Source organism: Streptomyces sp. NPDC042346 (genome assembly GCF_055581845.1).
The window spans coordinates 182,896-205,033 of record NZ_JBVJEH010000010.1; the positions used below are offsets into that span (position 1 = coordinate 182,896).

Here is a 22,138-nt window from a genome sequence, read left to right on the forward strand (position 1 = left end):
CTGTGTCATGTCCCCTGCCTACCACGCGGCTTGGCTCAGCGCTTGGGGCCGAGGTAGGTGCCGCCCGAGGCGTCGATCACGGTCCCGGTGATCCAGCGGCCGTCCTCGGAGGCGAGGAAGGCGACCGGGTCGGCGATGTCCTCCGGCTGCCCGACCCACGGCAGCGCCTGGCCGCCGATCAGCATTCCCTCCAGCGCGGGCATCGCCGCCATGGCGGCGGTGAGCGCGTCGGTCTGCGTCGGTCCCGGCGTGACCGTGTTGACGGTGATCCGACGCTCCCCGACGACGTTGGCGAGGGTACGGGTGAAGGTCTCCATCGCGCCCTTCGACATCGCGTACGCCAGCTCGTCGGAGAGCGCGATCCGCGTGACGGCCGACCCGATGTTGACGATCCGGCCGCCGTCCCGGAGCACCGGCAGGAGCCCCTGCACGAGGAAGTACGGCGCCCGGACGTTGACCGCGAAGAGCCGGTCGAACAGCTCCGGGGTCTCGTCCCAGAGGTGCCCGCCCGAGGAGGTCGTGGCGGCGTTGTTGACGAGGACGTCGAGCGCGGCCTCCCCGGTGTGGGCGGCGAGCCCGGCCCGCACGCCCTCGACGAGCGCGAGCACCCCGTCGTGCGTGGCCAGGTCGGCGCCCACGGAGAAGGCCCGGCCGCCGTCCCGCACGATCAGGTCCACGGTCTCCTGCGCGGCGGCGGCGTCCTGTCCGTAGTGGACGGCGACGACCATCCCGTCGGCGGCGAGCCGCCGGGCGACGGCCCGCCCGATACCGCGCGACGAACCGGTGACGAGGGCGGTACGGGTGGTGGCGGTCCGGTCGTGGGTCTGCTGCTGCATGACGGTCTCCTCGGGCGAGCTTCCGGTGCGCCCGGGGCGTTTCCCCGAGGCACAGAAGAAGACTCGCGCCGACCGCTGACGAGCCGCTGACCGACCACTGACAGCCCCTGACGGCACCTGACAGGGCAGCCCCTGACGGTCTCTGACGGCCCTAGAGGAGCGCGCCGACCTCCTCGCCGAGGGAGTCGTACAGCGACTCCAGGATCACGTCCTTGTCGACGACGGGGAGGCCCAGCCGCGGGGCGCGAGGGCGCGGGTCAGGGTGCGGTTGCCGCCGGCCGGGAGGCCGGCGACGACCACGAAGGCGCGACGGGTCATCGCGGCACCAGCCCGGCCCGGCGGGCCGTGTCCGCCGCGCGGGCGCGGTCGGCGGCCGCGGCGGTCGGGTCGCCGGCCGCCTCGTGGACGGCGGCGCGGCGGTGGAGCAGGTCCACGACGTCCTCGGCGACGCCCAGGGAGGCGAAGAGCGCCAGGGCCTCCGCGAGCAAGGGCAGCGGATCGGGGGAGAGGGCCGCCAGGCCCTCCAGGGCCGTCGCCGTGCCCCACCGGTCGCCGAGCGCCCGGAATCCGGCCAGGGCCTCCGTCAGGAGCGCCTCGGCGGTGGGCCGTACGTCCTCCCCGTGGCCGGTCGCGGTCATCAGGACGGCCCGGCCCACGAGGGCCAGCGACCGGGACCAGGGGTCGTCGCCCAGGCGCAGGCCCTCGACCGGGCCCACGGTCGTCGACCACAGGAACGCCGTGTACGGCTGCCGGAGCGGAGCCGTACGCGAGCCGAGGAACTCCCGGGCGCGCTCGACGGGTCCGCCCTCGCGCAGCCCCGCCGCGAGCACGCACAGCGCGTACTCCTCGCCGAGCTCCGCCGTCGGCTCCACCCGGTCCAGGAGCTCCGCGACCGGCGCGGCGACCCGGCCCCGGAGCCCGCGCAGCCACCAGTACGGGGTGAGCGCGGCCACCAGCCGCAGCCCGTCCTCCGGCGCGCCCCGGCGCAGCGCCGCCCGCAGGTTGGCGTCCTCGGCGTCCAGCCGGGCCAGCCACTCCAGCTGCGCGGAGCCCCGCAGTTCGGGGTCGGCGGCCTCCGCGAGCTCGCGGTAGTACGCGTGGTGGGCGGCGGTCGCCGGGTCCTCGTCCGGCAACTGTCCGGCGGCGTAGGCGCGGATCGTCTCCAGCATCCGGTAGCGGCCGTCCCGCGCCTCCAGCAGCGACTTCTCCACGAGGGAGGCCAGCGGGCCGGCCCCCGCGCCGCACACCCGGGCCACGGCCTCCGCCGTGGCGCCGCCCCGGAACACCGAGAAGCGCGCGGCCAGTTCCCGTTCGCCGGGTGCGAGGAGCGACCAGCTCCACTCCACCACCGCGCGCAGGGTGCGGTGCCGCTCCGGCGCCGTACGATCCCCGCGCGACAGCAGCTCGAACCGTTCGAGCCGCTCGCCGAGCCCGTCGGCGAGCTCGTCGACGGAGAGGGTCCGCAGCCGGGCCGCCGCGAGCTCGACGGCGAGCGGCAGCCCGTCGAGCGCGGCGCAGAGCTCCGGCACGCGCGCGTGGCCCGTGAATCCGGGTCGTACGGCTGCGGCCCGCCGGACGAACAGCTCCTCGGCCGCCTCGGGCGTCAGCGCCCCGAGCGGCAGCAGCGACTCCCCGGTGATCCCGAGCGCCTCCCGGCTCGTCGTCAGGACCCGCAGGTCCGGACAGACGGCGAGCAGCCGGCGTACGAGGACGGCCGTCTCGTCGACGACGTGCTCGCAGTTGTCGACGATCAGCAGCACCGGCCGCCCGGCCAGTGCCGTCTCCAGCCGCGGCGCGCCCCCGCCCCGCACACCGACGGCCACCGCGAACGCCTCGGCGACCTCGCCGGAACCGGGCCGCCCCGCCACCGCCCCGAGGTCCACGAAGCGCACCTCGCCCGGCAGGCCCGCGCCCACCTCCAGGGCCAGCCGGGTCTTGCCCGCGCCGCCCGGTCCCACCAGGGTCACCAGACGGGCGGCCGTCACCAGCGAGGCCAGGCGGTCCCGTTCCCGCTCCCGTCCCACGAAGTCCGTCAGCGGCGCGGGAAGGGAGGCGGGAAGCGTCCCCGTCGACGGACCCGTCGGCGCCCCCGCCCCGCCGCCCCGCAACAGCTCCAGGTGGACGGCGGACAGTTCCGGTGACGGGTCGGCCCCCAGCTCCTCGGCGAGCGCCGCCCGCACCTCCTCGTACACGGCGAGCGCCTCGGCCTGCCGTCCCGCCGCGCGCAGCGCCCGCATGTGCAGGCCGCGCAGCCGCTCCCGCAGCGGGTGCTCTCGGGACGACGACTCCAACTCCCGTATCAGCGGGGACGGGAGGTCTCCGCCCACGGCCAGTTCCGCCGCCGCCCACTCCTCCACCGCGTCGAGCCGCAGCCCTTCGAGCCGGGCCGCCTGACCCGCCGCGAAGGGCGCGTCCCGTACGTCGGAGAGCGCCGGCCCGCGCCACAGACCGAGCGCCTCCCGCAGCAGGTCCGCCGCGCGTACGGGGTCGCCCGCCGCCCTGGCCCGGGCGCCCTCCCCGGCGAGCGCCTCGAACCGCAGCGCGTCCACGTCCGCCGCCGGGTCCGCGACCGCCAGCCGGTACCCGGCGGGCGAGAACTCCAACGCCACCCCCGGCGGCAGGACCCTGCGCAGCCGGGAGACCTGCGCCTGGAGCGCGCCCTGCGCGCCGGCCGGCGGCTCGTCCCCGTACAGCCCGTCGACGAGCCGCTCGACGGGGACGGTCCGGCCCGCGTCGAGGAGGAGCCGGGCCAGCAGGGCGCGGACCTTGGGGCCGCCGACGGCCGCCGTCGGGGCGCTGGTGTTGTCGGTGGCTCCGGTGGCTCCGGTGGCGTCGGACAGCGCGAGCGGTCCGAGAAGGCGGAAGATCATGGGCGGGATTGTCGCGCAGGGACGGCCGGCGCCTCCAGGGTGTCTCCAGGGCCCTCAGGCGGTCGTGGACCGGGTCGCCGGGTTCCGGGAGGTCAGCGTCACCCCGGTCGCGACCGTGGCCGCCGCGACGAGGCCCGCGGCGAGGACCGCCCACCGGCCCGCGAACGTACACATCAGGATCGCGAACGACGCCACCGGCAGCACCAGTTGCTGCGCGATCCCGACCTTGAAGTAGCGCGCGTGCAGCAGCCAGACGGAGAGCAGGAACACGGCCGAGGGGATCGTCACGGCGGCGGACGCGGCGAGCGTCGAGAGGTGGGCCTCGCCCACGGCCTGCTCGACGGCGATCTCCAGGCCCGCGCCGACGGCGGCGGCCGAGGCGAAGATGACGTAGTGGCCGTAGCCCCACAGGAAGCCCTGGCGGCTGGAGGTCAGCCGGTCGTGGGCGGGCACGACGAAGTAGATCCACCAGGCGGAGAAGACGAGGAGCAGGCCGCCGACGGCGATCGGCAGGAGCTCGCCGAGGGCGTCGTTCTCGACGACGCCGGACTTCACGGCGACCGTCGCGGCGGCGACGGTCTCGCCGAGCACGATGATGGTGAACAGGCCGTACCGCTCGGCGATGTGGTGCGGGTGCCAGGTGCTGGGGGCGTCCTTCTCCGCGTACACGGGCACGGCCATCTCGGCCAGCGCCATGACGAGGAAGACCCAGCCGCGCGCGGGCTCGGGCGCGAGGACGAGTGCGAGCCAGCCGATCTGGACGGCGACGACCCCGCCCGCGTACCGCCGGCACATCGTCCGCTCGGCCGGGTCGGTGGCGTGGTGGGCGGCGCGCAGCCACTGGGAGGCGAGCGCGAGCCGCATGACGACGTAGCCGATGAAGACGACGAGGAAGTCGTGGTCCTGGAAGGCGCGCGAGACGCCGGCGGCGAGGACGAGGACGCCGGCGATCTGGACGAGCGTGACGACGCGGTAGAGGACGTCGTCGTTGTCGTAGGCCGAGGCGAACCAGGTGAAGTTCATCCACGCCCACCAGATGGCGAAGAAGACCATCGCGTAGTTGAGGATCCCCTCGCCGGTGTGGTGCTCGGCGACCGCGTGCACGAGCTCGGCACCGGCCTGCGCGACGGCGACGACGAAGCACAGGTCGAAGAAGAGTTCCAGGGGCGTGGCGGCCCGGTGCGACTCCTCGCGGGAGCGGGCGGTGAGGGGGAGGAACGGTTGTGTCATGCGTCCCAGGACAGCAGAGCGGTCGGCGCGACGCGCCGTATGCCACGCGGTACGCACCCGGGGACGGCTCCCTCCGCTGCCCGCGCGTACCGCGCCACCACGAGCCCGGCCAGGCGCGGATGGCCGGCGAGCGGCTCCCCGACCGCCCAGGTGTCCGGGACGGACGCGAGGGTGGAACCTCTACGTCTGCGGCAACGGCGGCACCAGCCCCCGCCACGCCGACCTGCTCGCCTCCGACCTGTCGGCCGCCGAGCTGTTCGCGCTGATCGACCGCTTCCTCATGTACTACGTACGGACCGGGGAGCGCCTGGAGCGCACCTCGGCGTGGCTGGAGCGGCTCGGTGGGACCGATCACCTCAAGGAGGTCCTCATCGAGGACTCCCTCGGGATCGGCGCGGAGCTCGAAGCGCAGATGGAGCGGCACGTCGCCGCGTACCGCGACGAGTGGCAGGCCGTCCTCGACGACCCCGCGGCCCTGGCCCGCTTCGCGCCGCACGTCGCCGGGGTGGAGTTCCTGGAGCCGGGGCGCGGGCGCGCCGCCGTCCTCGCGGACGGCACGGAGGCGGCGCTCTTCCGGGACGGGGACGGCGCGGTGTACGCGGTGGGGAACCGGGACCCGCTCTCGGGTGCCGACGTCATCGCGGACGGGATCATGGGCAGCCGCGGCGGGGTGCCGGTGGTGGCCTCCCCGATGCACAAGCAGGAGTTCGACCTGCGGACCGGGGCGTGCCTGGACGACCCGGAGGTGTCCCTGCCGGTGTTGCCGGTCCCTCCGGCCTCCCGCTGACGGGACCTACGCCCGCCCGTCCGGCGACCATCGGCTCTCACTTCCCCTTCATGCCGGGGCGCAGCCTGGAAGAGCAAGGAAAGTCCGCGAAGGGCCGACAGGCGAAAGCAGACAGCCGAAAGCCGAAAAGGCAGGGAAGCGCCATGAGTTCCGTAGTCCAGTCCCAGGACCAGGGCAGCAGAAGGACGGGCGGGCCCGCTCCGTCGTACGACACGGAGCAGTACCGCCCCGGGAAGCCGATCACCGACTGGGAGCCCGAGAACGAGCTCTTCTGGAAGTCCATCGGCAAGAAGGTCGCCACCCGCAACCTCTGGATCGCGGTCCCCGCCCTGCTCGTGGCCTTCGTCGTCTGGCAGGTCTGGTCGGTCACCGCGACCAACCTGAAGGACGTCGGCTTCGGCTTCTCCACCTCCCAGCTGTTCTGGCTGACGGCGATCCCCGGTCTGACCGGCGGCACGGCCCGGATCTTCTACACCTTCCTCGGCCCGATGGTCGGCCAGCGCCGTTTCACCGCGCTGTCGACGGTCGTCCTGATCGTGCCGCTGATCTGGCTCGGCATCGCCATCCAGGACCCGACGACCCCGTACGGCGTGATGGTCGCCATCGCCGCGCTCTGCGGCATCGGCGGCGCGAACTTCGCCTCCTCCCTCGCCAACATCGGCTTCTTCTTCCCCAAGGCGAAGAAGGGCAGCGCGACCGGCATCAACGGCGGTCTCGGCAACCTCGGCGTCTCCGTCGTCCAGCTCCTCACCCCGATCGTCATCACCTGGTCGACCATCGCGATCGGCTCCGCCCAGCACAAGGCCGACGGCACCCCCGTCTACCTGCAGAACGCCGCGTTCCTCTGGGTCCCGATCCTGCTGATCCTCGCCGCCGTCGCCTGGTTCGGGCAGAACGACCTCAAGGTGGCCTCCACCCCCTTCAGCCAGCAGAAGATCATCTTCAAGCGCAAGCACAACTGGCTGATGACCTGGCTGTACGTCGGCACCTTCGGCTCCTTCATCGGCTTCGCCGCCGCCCTGCCGATGCTGATCAAGACCACGTTCCCGGACTACTCCGTCGCCACCTACGCCTGGATGGGCCCGGCCGTCGGCGCGCTCGCCCGCTGGGGCGGCGGCTGGATCGCCGACAAGTGGGGCGGCGCGCGGGTCACGATCCTGTCGTTCGTGGGCATGGCCGTCTCCCTCGTCGGCGTGATCGACTTCCTGCCCTCGGGCAGTGACGGCGGCTCCTTCTACGGCTTCTTCTTCTGCTTCCTCGCCGCGTTCTTCTTCTCCGGCATAGGCAACGGCTCCACCTTCCGCCAGATCCCGGTCATCTTCCGCGGCACCCACCTCAAGGGCCTTGAGGAAGGAACTCCGGAATACGCAAGGGCGCTGAAGCAGGCGGAAATGGAGTCCGGCGCCGTCACCGGTTTCACCTCGGCCATCGCCGCCTACGGCTTCTTCTTCATCCCGGCCCTCTTCGGCTCGGTGGCCGTGACCAGCGCGATGTGGGGATTCGTCGCCTTCTACCTCAGCTGCATGGTCGTGACCTGGTGGTTCTACGCCCGCAAGAGCGCGGAGGCGCCCAGCTGAGTGTGTGTTTCCCTCCAGGAGAAGGCCCCGCCACGGCGGGGCCTTCCGGCGTACCCGGAACAGGACCAAAGCCCGTCGACCGGTGACCAATGCCGACCGGAATGATCGATCAAAAGGAGTGAAATGGAGGTAAGCAACGACGCGATCGAATGAATCGAAGAAGGCGGTGCGGGCAGTGACTGCAACTCCTGCTGAGGCAACGACGACCGAGCGGGCCTGGAAGGGCTTCAAGGGCGGACTGTGGCGCGACGGCGTCGACGTCCGCGACTTCATCCAGCAGAACTACACCCCGTACGAGGGCGACGACTCCTTCCTGGCCGGCCCCACCGAGCGGACCACCGCCGTGTGGAAGGCCATCACGGACAAGTTCCCGGAGGAGCGGGCCAAGGGCGTCCACGACGTCTCGTACGACATCCCCTCCACCATCACCGCCCACGCGCCCGGTTACATCGACCGCGACAAGGACCTGATCGTCGGCCTCCAGACCGACGCCCCGCTGAAGCGCGCGATCATGCCGTACGGCGGCTGGCGCATGGTCGCCGGCGCGCTGGAGACCTACGGCTACCCGGTCTCCGAGGAGCTTGAGAAGGTCTTCACCGAGTACCGCAAGACCCACAACGCCGGTGTCTTCGACGCGTACACCCCCGAGATCCGCGCCGCCCGCAAGGCCGGCATCGTCACCGGTCTCCCCGACGCCTACGGCCGCGGCCGCATCATCGGCGACTACCGCCGCGTCGCGCTCTACGGCGTCGACCGGCTGATCGCGGTGAAGAAGGAGGAGAAGGAGGAGCTCAACGCCCTTCCCGCCGGGAACCGCTCCCTGGAGGAGACGATCCGCCTCCGCGAGGAGCTCTCCGAGCAGATCCGCGCCCTCGGCGAACTCAAGGCGATGGCCGCTTCCTACGGCCACGACGTCTCCGCCCCCGCCACCACGGGCCGCGAGGCGATCCAGTGGCTGTACTTCGCCTACCTCGCCGCCGTGAAGGAGCAGAACGGCGCCGCGATGTCCCTCGGCCGGACGTCCACCTTCCTCGACGTCTACCTCCAGCGCGACATCGAGGCCGGTCTCCTCACCGAGGAGCAGGCCCAGGAGCTCGTCGACGACTTCATCATCAAGCTCCGCATCGTCCGCTTCCTGCGGACCCCCGAGTACGACGAGCTGTTCTCGGGCGACCCCACCTGGGTCACCGAGTCCATCGCCGGCATGGGCGAGGACGGCCGCCCGCTGGTCACCAGGACCTCCTTCCGCTACCTCCAGACGCTCTACAACCTCGGCCCGGCCCCCGAGCCGAACATGACCGTCTTCTGGTCGCCGCGGCTCCCGCAGGGCTTCAAGGAGTTCTGCGCACGGGTCTCCATCGACACCTCCTCCGTGCAGTACGAGTCGGACGAGCTGATGCGCCCGCGCTTCGGCGACGACACGGCCATCGCCTGCTGCGTCTCCGCGATGCCCGTCGGCAAGCAGATGCAGTTCTTCGGCGCCCGCGTGAACCTCGCGAAGACCCTCCTCTACGCGATCAACGGCGGCCGCGACGAGAAGTCCGGCGCCCAGGTCGGCCCGGAGAGCGGCCCCATCACCTCCGAGGTCCTCGACTACGACGAGGTCATGGCCAAGTTCGACGAGCAGATGGAGTGGCTCGCGAGCGTCTACGTCCACGCCCTGAACGTCATCCACTACATGCACGACCGGTACGCCTACGAGCGCATCGAGATGGCGCTCCACGACCGCGACGTGCGCCGCACCATGGCCTGCGGCATCGCCGGCCTCTCCGTCGCCGCCGACTCCCTCGCCGCCGTCAAGTACGCCAAGGTCACCCCGGTCCGGGACGAGACCGGCCTCGCGACCGACTACGTGATCGACGGCGAGTACCCGGCGTACGGCAACAACGACGAGCGCGTCGACGAGATCGCGGTCCGGCTGGTCGAGGAGTTCATGCGGAAGGTGCGCAAGCACCCGACGTACCGCGACGCCGAGCACACCCAGTCCGTCCTGACCATCACCTCCAACGTCGTCTACGGCAAGAAGACCGGCAACACCCCCGACGGGCGCCGCGCCGGCGAACCCTTCTCGCCGGGCGCCAACCCGATGAACGGCCGCGACACCCACGGCTACGTCGCCTCGGCCCTCTCGGTCGCCAAGCTCCCGTACGAGGACGCCGAGGACGGCATCTCGCTCACCAACACCGTCACCCCCGACGGCCTGGGCCGCACCCCCGAGGAGCGGATCAAGAACCTCGCGGGCGTCCTCGACGGCTACATGGCGAGCGACGGCTTCCACATGAACGTCAACGTCCTCAACCGCGACGTCCTCATGGATGCCATGGAGCACCCGGAGAACTACCCGCAGCTGACCATCCGGGTCTCCGGATACGCGGTCAACTTCGTCCGGCTCACCCGCGAACAGCAGCTCGACGTCCTGAACCGCACCTTCCACGGCTCCCTGTAGCCCCCTCGACGCACCCGGGGCCGGCGGCCCTCACCCCCGGCCCCGGGTCGCGCCCGACACCCTCCTGAGGAGGCCCTGCCATGACCAGCCTCACCGTCGGACCCGCCACCCCGGCCGCCGCGGCGACCCACCGGCCCTCCGAGGGCTCGGTCCACTCCTGGGACCTGTCCACCGGGGTCGACGGACCCGGCACCCGCTTCGTCACCTTCCTCTCCGGCTGCCCCCTCACCTGTCTCTACTGCCACAACCCCGACACCTGGAGGATGCGCAACGGCAAGCGCACCTCCGCCGACGACGTCATCGCCGAGGCGGGCAAGTACGTCCGCTTCATCGCCGCCTCCGGCGGCGGGGCCACCCTCTCCGGCGGGGAGCCCCTCCTCCAGCCCGTCTTCACCGGCGAGCTCCTGCACCGGATGAAGCACGAGCTCGGCCTCCACACGGCCCTCGACACCTCGGGCTTCCTCGGCGTCCGCGCCACCGACGCCCTGCTGCGCGACACCGACCTGGTCCTTCTCGACATCAAGTCCTGGGACCCGGACACGTACAAGAAGGTCACCGGGCGGCCGCTGCGGCCGACCCTGGACTTCGCCCGGCGCCTCGCCGACCTCGGCCAGGAGGTCCACGTCCGCTTCGTGCTCGTCCCGGGGCTCACCGACGACCCCGCCAACGTCGAGGGAGTCGCCGCCTTCGCCGCCGGCCTCGGCAACGTCTCCCGCGTGGACGTCCTCCCCTTCCACAAGCTCGGCGAAGCGAAGTGGCAAGCACTCGCCAAGCCGTTCACCCTGCACGACACCCCGTCCCCGACGCCCGAGCAGGTCGCCGAGGCCCGCGAGATCTTCCGCTCCCACGGCCTGCACGCCGTCTGAGCGACGCACTCACCCCGCCACCTCGCAAAACAGGACGAAACGGTACGCACGCCCTTACCGTGGCCGCGTGACCGAGCCACCCCAGACAGCCGATCCGAGCCCAGCCCCCGGCGACCCGGCAGCAGGAGCCCCCGCCCCCGGCGCCCTCACGTCCGGAGAACCCGAGGCCGGCGGACGCGCGCCGCAGACCCCCGCCGACGTGCGCCGCCGCGCCGCCGTCGCGGGCACCCTCGTCTCCGTGCTCCTGATCCTCGCGATCGTCTTCGGCAGCCGACTGCTCCGCGACTTCGACTCGGCCCTCCTGCCGTACGCCGTCGCCACCGTCTTCCTCGCCTTCGGCGTCGCCTACCGGTACACCGTCTGGGTCTCCGCCCCCGGCGCCCGACGCCTCTTCCGGAAGGGCTGGGGCTCCTTCTTCTCCGCCGCGAACTTCCGCAAGGCCCCCACCGCCCTGCCCCGGATGATCGCCACCTACCTCGGCTTCCAGAAGTTCCTCGGCGCCCGCTCCCACGCCCGCTGGGCCGCCCACCAGCTCGTCTTCTGGGGCTGTCTGCTGGCCGCCGCGATCACCTTCCCCCTCACCTGGGGCTGGTTCACCTTCACCTCGTCCACCGGCTCGGGACCCGGCTACGAGATGCGGATCTGGGGCTTCAAGGTCATCGGCTTCGACGCCCTCAGCGTCCTCGGCTGGCTCATGTTCCACGGCCTCGACATCGCCGCCGTCCTCGTCATCGCCGGCGCCTCCTACTTCCTCCGGCGCCGCATGAAGGACCGCGCGGCCATCACCGGCCAGCGGTTCGCCTACGACCTGGTGCCGCTCCTCGCCCTCATCGTCATCTCCGTGACGGGGCTCCTGCTCACCTTCTCGTCGATCTTCCTGCACGGCGGCGGCTACGAGTTCCTCGCCATCCTCCACATGGTGTCCGTGGTCTTCACCCTCATCTACATCCCCTTCGGGAAGTTCTTCCACATCGTCCAGCGGCCCGCGGCCGTCGGCATGCAGCTCTTCAAGTACACCTCCCGCGACAAGGGCGGAGCCGCCGACACCGTTCTCGCCTGCCGCCGCTGCCAGGAGCCCATCGACACCGCCCCCTACGTCGAGAACCTCCAGGGCACCATGCGCGACCTCGACCTCGGCTTCGACGAGTGGACCGAGTACTGCCCCCGCTGCAAGCGCGTCCTGCGCGGCACCGCCTACCTCGACCACGTCAAGAAGGGCTTCAAGTGACCGCGACCGACCCCGCGACCATCTCCGGGCAGGCGCTGCCGCTCGACCCCTCCCTCGCCCCGCCCGGCACCCGCGCCTTCCGCGACGCCGGGGGCATCCCCGCCGACCGCTGGCGCGCCGACCAGAACGGCGAGACGCTCGTCCCCACCCACTGCTGCTTCTGCGGCGTCCAGTGCGGCATGTACCTCCGTGTCGACCGCGGCGGCAAGGTCTTCGGCGTCGAGCCCCGCAACCACGACATCAACCGCATGCGGCTCTGCCCCAAGGGCATCAACGCCTACCAGCAGGTCAACCACCCCGACCGGCTCACCGCACCCCTCATGCGGAGCAACCGCGACGAGGAGTTCCGCGAGGTCAGCTGGGAAGAGGCCCTCGACCACACCGTCGCCGAGATCCGCCGCATCCAGGGCGAGTACGGCAACGACGCCTTCGGGCTCCTCGGCGGCGCCAGCCTCTTCTCCGAGAAGACCTACCTCGTCGGCAAGTTCGCCCGCGTCGCCCTCAAGTCCCGGCACGTCGACTACAACGGCCGCCTCTGCATGGTCTCCGCCGCCGGAGCCAACAAACTCGCCTTCGGCATCGACCGCGCCGGCAACCCCTTCTCCGACATCCTCCTCACCGACTGCCTCCTCATCGCCGGCTCCAACGTCGGCGAGTGCTTCCCCGTCATGACCCAGTACCTGTGGGGAGCCCGCGACCGGGGCGCCAGCCTCATCGTCGTCGACCCCCGCGAGACCGCGATCGCCCGCACCGCCGACGTCCACGTCGCCCTCAAGCCCGGCACGGACTCCGCCTTCTTCAACGCCGTCCTCCACGTCGTCGTCGCCGAAGGTCTCACCGACGAGGCCTACCTCGCCGCCCACACCACCGGCTGGGAAGAGGTCAGGAGGACCGTCGCCGACTATCCGCCCTCCCGCTCCGCCACGATCTGCGGCGTACCCGAGGAGCAGATCGTCCAGGTCGCCCGCATGTTCGCCGGCGCGGGCAAGGGCATGGCCTGGCACGCCCGCGGCGTCGAGCACCACTCCCAGGGCGTCGAGAACTGCCTGTCGATCATCAACCTCTGCGTCGCCACCGGGAACATCGGCAAGCCCGGCGCCGGCTACGGCACCATCACCGGCCAGGGCAACGGTCAGGGCGGCCGCGAACACGGCCAGAAGTCCGACCTCCTGCCCGGCGGCCGCTCCATCACCAACCCCGAGCACCGCCGGCAGATCTGCGAGATCTGGGGCGTCGACGAGACCGAACTCCCGCTCGCCGGCACCTCCATGATGGAGATGGTCTGGCAGATGCAGCGCCGGGAGATCCGCGGACTCGTCGGCATCTGCAACAACCCCTTCGTCTCCCTCCCGAACTACGCCACCGTCAAGGACGGCTACGACACCCTCGAATTCCACGCCCAGTTCGACTTCTTCCTCTCCGAGACCGCCGCCAACGCCCACGTCGTCTTCCCCGTCACCGTCTGGGCCGAGGACGAAGGCGTCATGGCCAACGCCGAGGCCAGGGTCGTCAAGCACAACAAGGCCCAGGAACCCCCCGCCGGCGTCCGCACCGACACCTGGGTCATGTGCGAATTGGCCAAACGGCTCGGCGCGGGCGACAAGTTCGACTTCCCCGACTCCCGCTCCGTCTTCGAGGAGCTCCGCATCGCCTCCGCCGGCACGGTCAACGACTACTACGGCATCACCTACGAGCGTCTGGAGGAGACCGGCGGCATCGCCTGGCCCTGCCCGACCACCGAGCACCCCGGCACCCCGCGGCTCTTCGAGGACGGCACCACCTACCACCCCGACGGCAGGATCCACCTTCAGGTCGTCGAGTGGCACCCGCCCATGGACCCGTACAGCGAGGAGTACCCCCTCTCGCTGACCACCGGCCGGACCGTCGCCCACTTCCTCTCCGGCAACCAGACCCGCCGGCTCGGCGCCCTCGTCGAACAGACCCCCCGCCCCTGGGTCGAGGTCCACCCCTCCCACGGCTTCCGCAACGGCGACCCCGTCCGCGTCGTCACCCGCCGCGGCAGCGAGGTCTTCCCCGCCCTGGTCACCGAGGCCATCCGCCCCGACACCGTCTTCATCCCCTACCACTGGCCCGTCCCCACCTCGGCCAACGCCCTCACCATCGACGCCCTCGACCCGCGCTCCAAGATCCCGGAGTACAAGGTCTGCGCCGCCCGCATCGAGGCAGCCGAACGCGTCGACGAGGTCCCCGCACCGCCCACCGCCCCCGGACAGCAGGCCTACCCGGAGACCCAGGTCTCCCGCACCGACCCGCTGCCCCCGACCTCCCCCCAGGGCCGCGGTACCGCGGAGAGGAGCTGACCCGCACATGATGGGCCGCACGATCTTCATCGACCCGGGCCGCTGCATCGGCTGCCAGGCCTGCGTCTCCGCCTGCCGCGAATGCGACTCCCACCGCGGCAAGTCGATGATCCACCTCGACTACCCCGACGAAGGCCACTCCGTCGCCTCCCTCCCCACCGTCTGCATGCACTGCGAGGACCCCGTCGCCCCGTGCGCCGAGGTCTGCCCCGCCGACGCGATCCTCGTGACCGCCGACGGCGTCGTGCAGCAGGCCGACACCACCCGCTGCATCGGCTGCGCCAACTGCGTCAACGCCTGCCCCTTCGGCGTCCCCAAGATCGACCTCCAGGCGAAGCTCCAGATGAAGTGCAACCTCTGCTACGACCGCACCGCCTACGGCCTCGCCCCCATGTGCGCCACCGTCTGCCCCACCGGCGCCCTCTTCTACGGAACCCTCGAAGAGCTCCAGGCCGAACGCCCCGGCGTCCAGGTCGCCGACTCCTTCACCTTCGGCACGACCACCGTCACCACCGGCGTCGCGATGGTCGTCCCCGCCGACAAGGTCCAGTGGCCGGTCCCCGGGGGGCTCCCCGTCGTCGAGATCAACGGAAGAGATGTCCGATGAGCGTCACCGACCCCCAGCCGCCGGCGCCGGACCCCCGCGCCGACGCGGCCCAGGAGGCGCTGCGCGACCGGATCGCCGCCGACTCCCTCACCACCCGCCGCGACTACCTGCGGATCGTCGCCACCGTCTCCGGCGGCCTGGCCGTCGGCGGCGTCGCCGTCGCCTCCGGCATCCTGCACCGCCACGGCGACAGCGAAGGGGCGCCCGAGGCCAAGAAGGTCGCCGACCGGATCGAGCCGGGGGAGTCGCTCGCCTTCCGCTACCCCGGCGACGAGGACAGGGCCATCGCCGTCCGGATGGACGACGGCACCCTCGCCGGATACTCCGCCGTCTGCACCCACCTCGCCTGCGCCGTGCTGTGGCGCAAGGAACGGGGCAGCGAGGGCGAGCTGTACTGCCCCTGCCACGAAGGCATCTTCGACGCCCGTACGGGCGAGGTCACCGCCGGCCCGCCGCCGAGGGGCCTGCCGAAGGTGATTCTGGTCGAGCAGGTCGACGGCAGCGTCTGGGCCGTCGGCACCGCCCGCTCGGGCGAGAGCGCCGTCGAGGGCTTCTGCCGCCAGAACGGCGACGACCGTCCGGGCTGCCCCGGCTTCGGCGCAGGCGGCCCGGCCGTCCCGGGCGTCCCCGGCCGGAAGCCGGCCGAGAGGAGTGAGCGGACATGAGCGAGACCCCGTTCCCGAGAGACCCGGGAGCACCGGAAGCCGCCCCGGCGGCGCCGGAGCCTCCGCGCCCGCCCGCCTACACCCCCGGCAGCGCCCAGCCGCGCCTGAACCGGCCGGTGCACGAGCGGTATCCGCAGATCCGGCCCACCAGCGGCTACGGCGACCCGCGGATCCGGCACACCGGTCCGGGCCCGGGAGCCGGCACGGAGCAGGAGCCGGAGCGCTCCTCGAAGCTGTCCGCCCGTCTCGCGCTGGCGCTCACGGTCGTCATCGGCCAGCTCTGGGGGCTGACGATCGTGGTGGACGAGTGGATGACGGGCGACACCGGCACCGCGTGGTGGGGTGCGGGTTTCCTCGTCCTGTCGTTCCTGGTCGTGCTCGGCATCTGGCTCATCGACCCGAAGGACCGCTGAGCCGAAGGACCGCTGAGCCGAAGCCCACTGATCAGAGGCGTACGAGGCGGGGTACGGGGCGGGGGGAGCGGCGTACCCTGAACGTATGAGTACCGCCCCCGCCCACGGACCGCGAGACGCGAAGCAGCCCGGCTCCCGACTCACCCCCGAGAACACACCGAAGCCGGTACTCGTCTTCGACGATCCGCTGGACCAGCAGTCCGCGGACGACACGGACCGCGGGTGGGGCGAGCGGCCTCCGGACGGCAGCGACAGCGCCGCCGACCTCGCGCGCTTCCTCGACGAGAAGCCGCCGCACCACCTCTGATCCCGGCGTGCTCCGCCGGTCAGGAGGTGGGGTGCGTCCCCGTGCCGCCGCCGGAGCCCGAACCGGATCCCGTGCCCGTGCCCGTCCCCGTGGACGGACCGCGCTGCGCGACGAGGTGGTCGCGGATCTCCTTGAGCACCTCCAGCTCGCTGATCTCCATGGTCTCCGCGACGCCTTCCTTCGCCTTGTCGTGCGCCGCACGCTTGGCGAGGATCTTGGCCATCGGCAGGACCATCAGGAAGTAGACGACGCCCGCGGTGATGATGAAGCTCAGGACCGCGCTGAGGACCAGGCCCCACTGGAGCTGGACGCCCTGCACCTCGCCGTTGACCACCACGCAGCTGCCCTTGATGCAGGACGAGTAGCTCTCCAGGTCCTTCGTGCCGAAGGCACCGACGACCGGGTTGATGAGGCCCTTGACGACCGAGTTCACGATGTTGGTGAACGCGGCGCCGATCACGACCGCGACCGCCAGGTCGATCACGTTGCCACGCATCAAGAAGGCCTTGAAGCCTCCGAGCAAGCTTTCCTTCTTCTCGGCCACCGAAGTGCCTTTCGTTCTCGTCAGGTGTGCTGTGTGCGGAGCCATTACGCCGTGAACGGCGCAGAGGCGTCCAATCCGTACACACGGACCGGTGACTTGACAGTGAGTCAGTGCGAATCAGCACAGTGTCACCGCCAGTGGGGACGTGACACCGGCACCTGCCAGCGCCGCCGCGGTCGACCGTGGCACGGACAGGACGACGAGTGCCCCTCCGTCCGAACGATCCTCGCCCGAGCGCGGAACTTCGGCCACTCGGGCGCCCGTCGCCACCACGCGGGCCTCACCGGCGCCGCCCATCGGGGAGTTGGGCGCGGCGATCACGTCGACCCGGTCGCCGGCGCGCAGCAGCCGTACGGTCTCGGCGTCGGCGATCCGCACCGGCGCGGACACCAGCCGTACGGCGAGGCCGGCGGCGGGCGGCCGCGCCCGAGGCGCCACGGCGGCCCCCGGCGGCGAAGCACCCGAGTGGGAGGCCGTCGCCGCCGCCAGCGCGGCGACCGTCAACGCGAGCAGCACGACCGGGGCGCGCCGCCCCCGGCGCAGGGCCCTGAGCGGTCCGCGCCGCCCGCGCCGACTCCGTACGGGCTCGAAGGCCGGCACGACGCACTGCGCCGGAACGGGGGAGAGGAAAGCGCTGGTGGTCGTCATCGTGGGTACCGCCTGTCCTGGTCGGGAGAAGGGCCACGCCCCACTCTCCCGGCCTCGCCGGATCCCCGCTCCGGCCTGGGGATCACCCGCCGCCTGTGGACAACTCCCTCACCCCTGCGGGTGGTTCGACCGCGCTACGGCAGGTCGATCCCCAGGTCCCAGCCGTCGTGCACCCGGGTGCACGGACAGTCCCGGTCGATCGTCGCCGGGAGCGCGCCCACCGCGTCGAACAGCACCTCCCGCAGCCGCTCCACGTTCTCGCCGAACACCCGCAGCACCTCGGTGTGCGAGACGCCCTCGCCGGTCTCGGCGCCCGCGTCCAGGTCCGTGACCAGCGCGAGCGAGGCGTAGCAGAGGCCCAGTTCGCGGGCGAGGACCGCCTCGGGGTGCCCGGTCATGCCGACGACCGACCAGCCGGCGGCGGCGTGCCACCGCGACTCGGCCCGGGTGGAGAAGCGGGGCCCCTCGACCACGACCATCGTGCCGCCGTCCATCGGCTCCCAGTCCCGCCCCCGGGCGGCCTTGACCGCGACCCGCCGCGCGTCGGGGCAGTACGGGTCGGCGAAGGTCACGTGGACGACGTTCGGTACGGCCCCGTCGGCCCGCCGCTCCCCGTCGAAGTACGTCTGCGCCCGGGTCTTCGTCCGGTCGACGAGCTGGTCCGGTACGACGAGGGTGCCCGGCCCGTACTCCTCGCGGAGCCCGCCGACGGCGCAGGGCCCGAGGACCTGCCGGACGCCCACGGAGCGCAGCGCCCACAGGTTGGCGCGGTAGTTGATCCGGTGCGGCGGGACGGTGTGGCCCCGGCCGTGCCGGGGGAGGAACGCGACCTGCCGGCCGGCGATCGAGCCGAGGAAGAGGGAGTCGCTGGGGCTGCCGTACGGGGTGTCCACGGACACCTCCGTGACGTCCTCCAGGAAGGAGTAGAAGCCCGAGCCGCCGATCACGCCGATGTCCGCGTACGCACCATGGGTCGTCATGGCGGTCACCCTATGCGCGGCGCCGGGAAACACCGGGGCCGGGAAACACCGAAGGCGGGAAACACCGAGGGCCCCGTCGCGTACACGCGACAGGGCCCTCGGTGAAGAGAACGGATCAGGCGGCCGAGGACGAGCTTCCGGCGCTCGACGACGAAGAAGACGACGACGCGGCAGAGGTCGAGGACGACGACGCGGCCGGCTTTGAATCCGACGTCGAGGACGTCGAGGACGAAGACGACGGGGTCGAGGACTTCGACGCGGCCGGCGAGCTGCTGGACGACGAGCCGCGGCTGTCGTTCCGGTAGAAGCCGGATCCCTTGAAGACGATGCCGACGGCCGAGAACACCTTCTTCAGGCGTCCCTGGCAGCTGGGGCACTCGGTCAGCGCGTCATCGGTGAACTTCTGGACCGCCTCAAGGCCCTCGCCACACTCGGTGCACTGGTACTGGTAGGTCGGCACGTGACTTCCTCCTGGCACTCACACTCATCGAGTGCTAACGACGATCCATCTTGACGTATTCCGTGGGTTCAGTCCACCGCCACCGGCACGCGGTGACCGATACCACGTGCCGCGACCCGGCTGGTCTCGCGCGGCTTCAGCCGCGACCGGAGGGCGAGGAGCGTGGTCAGGGCGAGCACGGTGCCCGCCATCGGCACCAGGAACCCGGCGCTCGATCCCTGGGAGTCGGCGAGGCGGCCGGCGATCGTGACGGCCGCGGCCTGGCCGAGCGCGACGGCGCCGGTGAGCCAGGTGAAGGCCTCGGTACGGGCCGACGCCGGGATCAGCGTCTCGACGATCGTGTAGCCGGTGATCAGGGCGGGGGCGATGCACAGACCCACGACCAGGCCCAGGGCGCCGAGGAGGAGCACCGAGTGCGCGGTCCAGAGCAGGGAGGCCGCGACCGTGAGGCCGGCGTAGCCGAGGATCAGGCGGCGGCGGGGGCCGGTCTTCCAGGCGACGGCGCCCATCGCGATGCCCGCGAGCATGTTGCCGGCGGCGAAGACCCCGTACAGGAGGCCGTTGGCGCCGGGGTTGCCGATCTCCTCGGTGAAGGCGGTCAGGGAGACCTGCATGCCGCCGAAGACGGTGCCGATGCCGAGGAAGGCGACGATCAGGACGCGGACGCCGGGGATGGAGAGGGCCGAGCGGTGCGGGCCGGCGGCGGTGGCCGCGGAGATCCCGAACGGCGGCTGGGTGGCGCGCTGCGCGGCGAAGAACAGGCCGCCGACGAGGGTGAGGGCGGCCTCGGCGATCAGGCCCGCGGCCGGGTGGACGCCGGTGCACAGGGCGGTCGCGAGGACGGGGCCGACGACGAAGGTGAACTCGTCGGTCACGGACTCGAAGGCCGCGGCCGTCGGCATCAGCGGCTTGCCGTCGAGCTTCGCCGCCCACCGGGCCCGGACCATCGGTCCGACCTGGGGCACGGAGGCGCCGGCGGGCACGGCGGCCAGGAACAGCGCCCAGAGCGGGGCGCCGGACAGGGCGAGGACCACGAGCAGCGAGACCGAGGCGGTGTGCACGAGGACGCCGGGGATCAGGACGGCGCGCTGGCCGTACCGGTCGGCGAGCTTGCCGCTCTGCGGGGCGAACAGCGCCATGGAGACGCCGGTGACGGCGGCCACGGCGCCCGCGCTGCCGAAGGAGCCGGTGGTGTGCTGGACGAGCAGCACGATGCCGATGGTCAGCATCGCGAAGGGCTGCCGGGCGGCGAACCCGGGAAGCAGGAAGGACAGCGCACCGGGTGTGCGCAGGAGCTGCCCGTAGCCGGGCCGCTTGTCCGAGATGACCGTGGACGCCACGGTCCTGGCCTTTCTGCCGCCTGGTAGCGCGCCCCGGCACGGTGGTGCGGGTGTCGCCGAGAGCTGTCCTCATGCGCGTTACTGCGGTAGATACCGGGCCGGCCCCACGGTGGAGGGGCGCCTCGGCCGCCATACGGTCGCGCCAGCTCTGCGTCAGGCAGAGTTGGTTCGATCAGGTGTGCCTTCATGGTACAGGGAGGAGCGTCTTCCCGCCTGGGAAAACGCTCCCGCACCTGAATTAATGCCTGCGATTAACCGGATGTTTTCTTCTCGGGCCCACGAGTGGAGTGCTCGGGACCGTTCCCGCGCCCGCTTCCGTGGCCACTTCCCTGTCCGGTCGCGTGTCCGCCCGGCAGGTGGAAGCGCGTCGCCGTACCCGCGTGCGTCCTGACCTGCGCGGCACCGCCCGTGCCGAGCCAGCCGGCGAGCTTGCCGCCCTGGCCGACCGCCCGCAGGCGCCGCTCCGTGGCGTCCCGCACCGGGTCGGTCGCGACGACGAGGAGCTCGTCGCCGCGCCGCAGGACGGTCGCGGGCCCCGGTACAAAGCTCGTCTCCTCGCGGACGACGAGGGTGACCGCCGCTCCGGCCGGCAGCCGCAGCTCCGCGACCTCGACGCCGTGCATCCGCGATCCCTCGGGGATGGCGACGGAGAGCAGGTGCCCGCGCAGCCGTTCCAGGGGAGCCGACTCGACGCCGAGGTCGGCGGCCTCGGCCGAGTCGCCCAGCTTCAGCGCCTTCGCCAGCCAGGGCAGGGTCGGGCCCTGGACCAGGGTGTAGACGACGACGAGGACGAAGACGATGTTGAAGATCCGCTCGCTGCCCTCGATCTGCGACACCATCGGGATGGTGGCGAGGATGATGGGGACGGCTCCGCGCAGGCCGGCCCAGGACATCAGGGCCTGCTCCTGCCAGGGGATCCGGAAGGGCGCCAGGCTGACCAGGACCTCCATGGGCCGCGCGACCATCGTCAGGACGAGGCCGATGACGACGGCCGGCCAGAAGTCGTGGACGAGCTCGTGCGGGGTGACGAGCAGGCCGAGCAGGACGAACATGCCGATCTGCGCGATCCAGCCGAGCCCCTCGGCGAAGCCGCGGTTGGCGGGGGCGTGCGGCAGCTTGGCGTTGCCGAGGACCATCGCGGCCAGGTAGACGGCGAGGAAGCCGGAGCCGTGGGCCAGGGCGCCGGCCGCGTACGCCACCACCGCGATGGCCATGACGGCGATCGGGTAGAGGCCGGAGGCCGGCAGGGCCACGTGCCGGAGGCCGTACGCGCCGAGGAAGCCGACGGTCAGGCCGACGGCGACGCCGATGGCGAGCTCCAGGGCGATCGTGCCGACGAGGACGTACCAGGCGTCGACGGGTCCCGCGGTGGAGAAGGCGACGACGAGGATGACGACGGGGGCGTCGTTGAAGCCGGACTCGGCCTCCAGGACACCGGTGACCCGGGACGGCAGCGGCACCTTCCGCAGGACGGAGAAGACCGCCGCGGCGTCGGTGGAGGAGACGACGGCGCCGATGATCAGCGCCTGCTGCCATTCCAGACCGACGAGGTAGTGGGCGGCCGTGGCCGTGATGCCGACGCTGACGGCGACCCCGACGGTGGAGAGGACGACGGCGGCGGGCAGGGCCGGCTTGATCTCCTTCCACTTCGTGCCGAGGCCACCCTCGGCGAGGATCACGACGAGGGCGGCGTAGCCGATGACCTGGGTCAGTTCGGCGTTGTCGAAGGCGACGTTGCCGATGCCGTCCTGCCCTATCGCGATCCCGATCCCGAGGTAGAGCAACAGGCTGGGAAGCCCGCTCCGGGACGAGATCCGTACGGCCGCGACGGCGATCAGCAACACGAGGGAGCAGATGAGCAGGAGTTCGTTGAGCTGGTGGACAGTCAGTGGCCGATCCTTCCCCTCGCATGCAGCTGGATCGTTCCTCCAGCGGCCGACACTTCGTTACCTTACCTAATCTTTAACGTTTTCTTGACGCCTCCTTTGCATCGGCCCGCTCATCAGTACGGTT

Annotated in this window: 18 protein-coding genes and 1 pseudogene; 10 read left to right on the forward strand and 9 right to left on the reverse strand. The window is 71.8% G+C overall.

The window, feature by feature from the left end; all coding sequences use genetic code 11:
- Positions 1-35 precede the first annotated feature (35 nt).
- The 3 genes from ACZ6K0_RS32620 to ACZ6K0_RS32630 all read right to left on the reverse strand — a co-directional run bounded on the left by ACZ6K0_RS32620 (position 36) and on the right by ACZ6K0_RS32630 (position 4,936).
- Positions 36-836: an SDR family oxidoreductase gene (locus ACZ6K0_RS32620; protein ID WP_469233235.1), complete on the reverse strand. Its 801-nt coding sequence runs from the start codon at positions 834-836 to the stop codon at positions 36-38.
- A 314-nt stretch (positions 837-1,150) separates the two neighbouring features.
- Positions 1,151-3,706 carry an AfsR/SARP family transcriptional regulator gene (locus ACZ6K0_RS32625; protein WP_469233237.1) on the reverse strand — a complete coding sequence of 852 codons (2,556 nt, stop codon included), beginning with the start codon at positions 3,704-3,706 and terminating at the stop codon, positions 1,151-1,153.
- A 54-nt stretch (positions 3,707-3,760) separates the two neighbouring features.
- A complete protein-coding gene (locus ACZ6K0_RS32630; protein ID WP_376402850.1) occupies positions 3,761-4,936 on the reverse strand; it encodes a low temperature requirement protein A in 1,176 nt (391 codons plus the stop codon).
- A 169-nt stretch (positions 4,937-5,105) separates the two neighbouring features.
- Here ACZ6K0_RS32630 and ACZ6K0_RS32635 point away from each other — a divergent pair.
- From ACZ6K0_RS32635 to ACZ6K0_RS32680, 10 genes and pseudogenes are all read left to right on the forward strand, one after another.
- Positions 5,106-5,723 (forward strand): annotated as a pseudogene (locus tag ACZ6K0_RS32635) (nitrite reductase (NAD(P)H) small subunit); the annotation flags it as partial.
- A 143-nt stretch (positions 5,724-5,866) separates the two neighbouring features.
- On the forward strand, positions 5,867-7,300 hold the full coding sequence (locus ACZ6K0_RS32640; protein ID WP_469233239.1) for an MFS transporter: 1,434 nt from the start codon (positions 5,867-5,869) through the stop codon (positions 7,298-7,300).
- A gap of 175 nt (positions 7,301-7,475) precedes the next feature.
- Complete coding sequence (gene pflB, locus ACZ6K0_RS32645) at positions 7,476-9,746, forward strand: formate C-acetyltransferase (RefSeq protein WP_469233241.1); 2,271 nt, start codon at positions 7,476-7,478, stop codon at positions 9,744-9,746.
- 80 nt (positions 9,747-9,826) lie between these two features.
- Positions 9,827-10,612, forward strand: coding sequence for a pyruvate formate-lyase-activating protein (pflA, locus tag ACZ6K0_RS32650; protein ID WP_376402841.1), 786 nt, complete (start codon positions 9,827-9,829; stop codon positions 10,610-10,612).
- A gap of 67 nt (positions 10,613-10,679) precedes the next feature.
- The gene (locus tag ACZ6K0_RS32655) at positions 10,680-11,840 is read left to right on the forward strand and encodes an MFS transporter (protein WP_469233243.1); all 1,161 of its coding nucleotides are present in this window, start codon (positions 10,680-10,682) and stop codon (positions 11,838-11,840) included.
- Positions 11,837-14,161, forward strand: a complete 2,325-nt coding sequence (locus tag ACZ6K0_RS32660; protein WP_469233245.1) for a molybdopterin oxidoreductase family protein — start codon at positions 11,837-11,839, stop codon at positions 14,159-14,161. The genes ACZ6K0_RS32655 and ACZ6K0_RS32660 overlap by 4 nt, the downstream gene beginning before the upstream one ends.
- 7 nt (positions 14,162-14,168) lie before the next feature.
- Entirely contained in the window at positions 14,169-14,768 is a 600-nt protein-coding gene (locus ACZ6K0_RS32665; protein ID WP_055642974.1) for a 4Fe-4S dicluster domain-containing protein, read from the forward strand.
- Complete coding sequence (locus tag ACZ6K0_RS32670) at positions 14,765-15,433, forward strand: QcrA and Rieske domain-containing protein (RefSeq protein ID WP_376402828.1); 669 nt, start codon at positions 14,765-14,767, stop codon at positions 15,431-15,433. Before ACZ6K0_RS32665 ends, ACZ6K0_RS32670 begins: the two co-directional genes overlap by 4 nt.
- The gene (locus tag ACZ6K0_RS32675; protein ID WP_376402825.1) at positions 15,430-15,846 is read left to right on the forward strand and encodes a hypothetical protein; all 417 of its coding nucleotides are present in this window, start codon (positions 15,430-15,432) and stop codon (positions 15,844-15,846) included. Before ACZ6K0_RS32670 ends, ACZ6K0_RS32675 begins: the two co-directional genes overlap by 4 nt.
- 85 nt (positions 15,847-15,931) lie before the next feature.
- Complete coding sequence (locus ACZ6K0_RS32680) at positions 15,932-16,153, forward strand: hypothetical protein (protein WP_469233248.1); 222 nt, start codon at positions 15,932-15,934, stop codon at positions 16,151-16,153.
- A gap of 19 nt (positions 16,154-16,172) precedes the next feature.
- On the opposite strand, the gene mscL is transcribed toward ACZ6K0_RS32680, so the two are convergent.
- From mscL to ACZ6K0_RS32710, 6 genes are all read right to left on the reverse strand, one after another.
- Positions 16,173-16,742: a large conductance mechanosensitive channel protein MscL gene (gene mscL / locus ACZ6K0_RS32685; protein ID WP_376402820.1), complete on the reverse strand. Its 570-nt coding sequence runs from the start codon at positions 16,740-16,742 to the stop codon at positions 16,173-16,175.
- Positions 16,743-16,814: 72 nt separating this feature from the next.
- Positions 16,815-17,345 (reverse strand): hypothetical protein, encoded by a 531-nt coding sequence (locus ACZ6K0_RS32690; RefSeq protein WP_469233250.1) that lies wholly within the window; start codon positions 17,343-17,345, stop codon positions 16,815-16,817.
- A gap of 134 nt (positions 17,346-17,479) precedes the next feature.
- The gene (locus tag ACZ6K0_RS32695) at positions 17,480-18,325 is read right to left on the reverse strand and encodes an S-methyl-5'-thioadenosine phosphorylase (RefSeq protein WP_469233252.1); all 846 of its coding nucleotides are present in this window, start codon (positions 18,323-18,325) and stop codon (positions 17,480-17,482) included.
- A gap of 115 nt (positions 18,326-18,440) precedes the next feature.
- Positions 18,441-18,785 carry an FmdB family zinc ribbon protein gene (locus ACZ6K0_RS32700; RefSeq protein WP_376402811.1) on the reverse strand — a complete coding sequence of 115 codons (345 nt, stop codon included), beginning with the start codon at positions 18,783-18,785 and terminating at the stop codon, positions 18,441-18,443.
- 68 nt (positions 18,786-18,853) lie between these two features.
- Positions 18,854-20,125: an MFS transporter gene (locus ACZ6K0_RS32705; RefSeq protein WP_469233254.1), complete on the reverse strand. Its 1,272-nt coding sequence runs from the start codon at positions 20,123-20,125 to the stop codon at positions 18,854-18,856.
- A 251-nt stretch (positions 20,126-20,376) separates the two neighbouring features.
- Positions 20,377-21,969, reverse strand: a complete 1,593-nt coding sequence (locus tag ACZ6K0_RS32710) for a potassium/proton antiporter (RefSeq protein WP_376402806.1) — start codon at positions 21,967-21,969, stop codon at positions 20,377-20,379.
- Between the last annotated feature and the right edge of the window lie 169 nt (positions 21,970-22,138).

Bases quoted from the DNA above. Each gene is read 5' to 3' on its own strand.
- ACZ6K0_RS32675 (WP_376402825.1), top strand. From the start codon at position 15,430: ATGAGCGAGACCCCGTTCCCGAGAGACCCGGGAGCACCGGAAGCCGCC.
- ACZ6K0_RS32665 (WP_055642974.1), top strand. From the start codon at position 14,169: ATGATGGGCCGCACGATCTTCATCGACCCGGGCCGCTGCATCGGCTGC.
- ACZ6K0_RS32640 (WP_469233239.1), top strand. From the start codon at position 5,867: ATGAGTTCCGTAGTCCAGTCCCAGGACCAGGGCAGCAGAAGGACGGGC.
- ACZ6K0_RS32670 (WP_376402828.1), top strand. From the start codon at position 14,765: ATGAGCGTCACCGACCCCCAGCCGCCGGCGCCGGACCCCCGCGCCGAC.
- ACZ6K0_RS32680 (WP_469233248.1), top strand. From the start codon at position 15,932: ATGAGTACCGCCCCCGCCCACGGACCGCGAGACGCGAAGCAGCCCGGC.
- ACZ6K0_RS32695 (WP_469233252.1), bottom strand. From the start codon at position 18,325: ATGACGACCCATGGTGCGTACGCGGACATCGGCGTGATCGGCGGCTCG.
- pflA (WP_376402841.1), top strand. From the start codon at position 9,827: ATGACCAGCCTCACCGTCGGACCCGCCACCCCGGCCGCCGCGGCGACC.
- ACZ6K0_RS32625 (WP_469233237.1), bottom strand. From the start codon at position 3,706: ATGATCTTCCGCCTTCTCGGACCGCTCGCGCTGTCCGACGCCACCGGA.
- ACZ6K0_RS32690 (WP_469233250.1), bottom strand. From the start codon at position 17,345: ATGACGACCACCAGCGCTTTCCTCTCCCCCGTTCCGGCGCAGTGCGTC.
- mscL (WP_376402820.1), bottom strand. From the start codon at position 16,742: ATGGCTCCGCACACAGCACACCTGACGAGAACGAAAGGCACTTCGGTG.
- ACZ6K0_RS32630 (WP_376402850.1), bottom strand. From the start codon at position 4,936: ATGACACAACCGTTCCTCCCCCTCACCGCCCGCTCCCGCGAGGAGTCG.
- ACZ6K0_RS32620 (WP_469233235.1), bottom strand. From the start codon at position 836: ATGCAGCAGCAGACCCACGACCGGACCGCCACCACCCGTACCGCCCTC.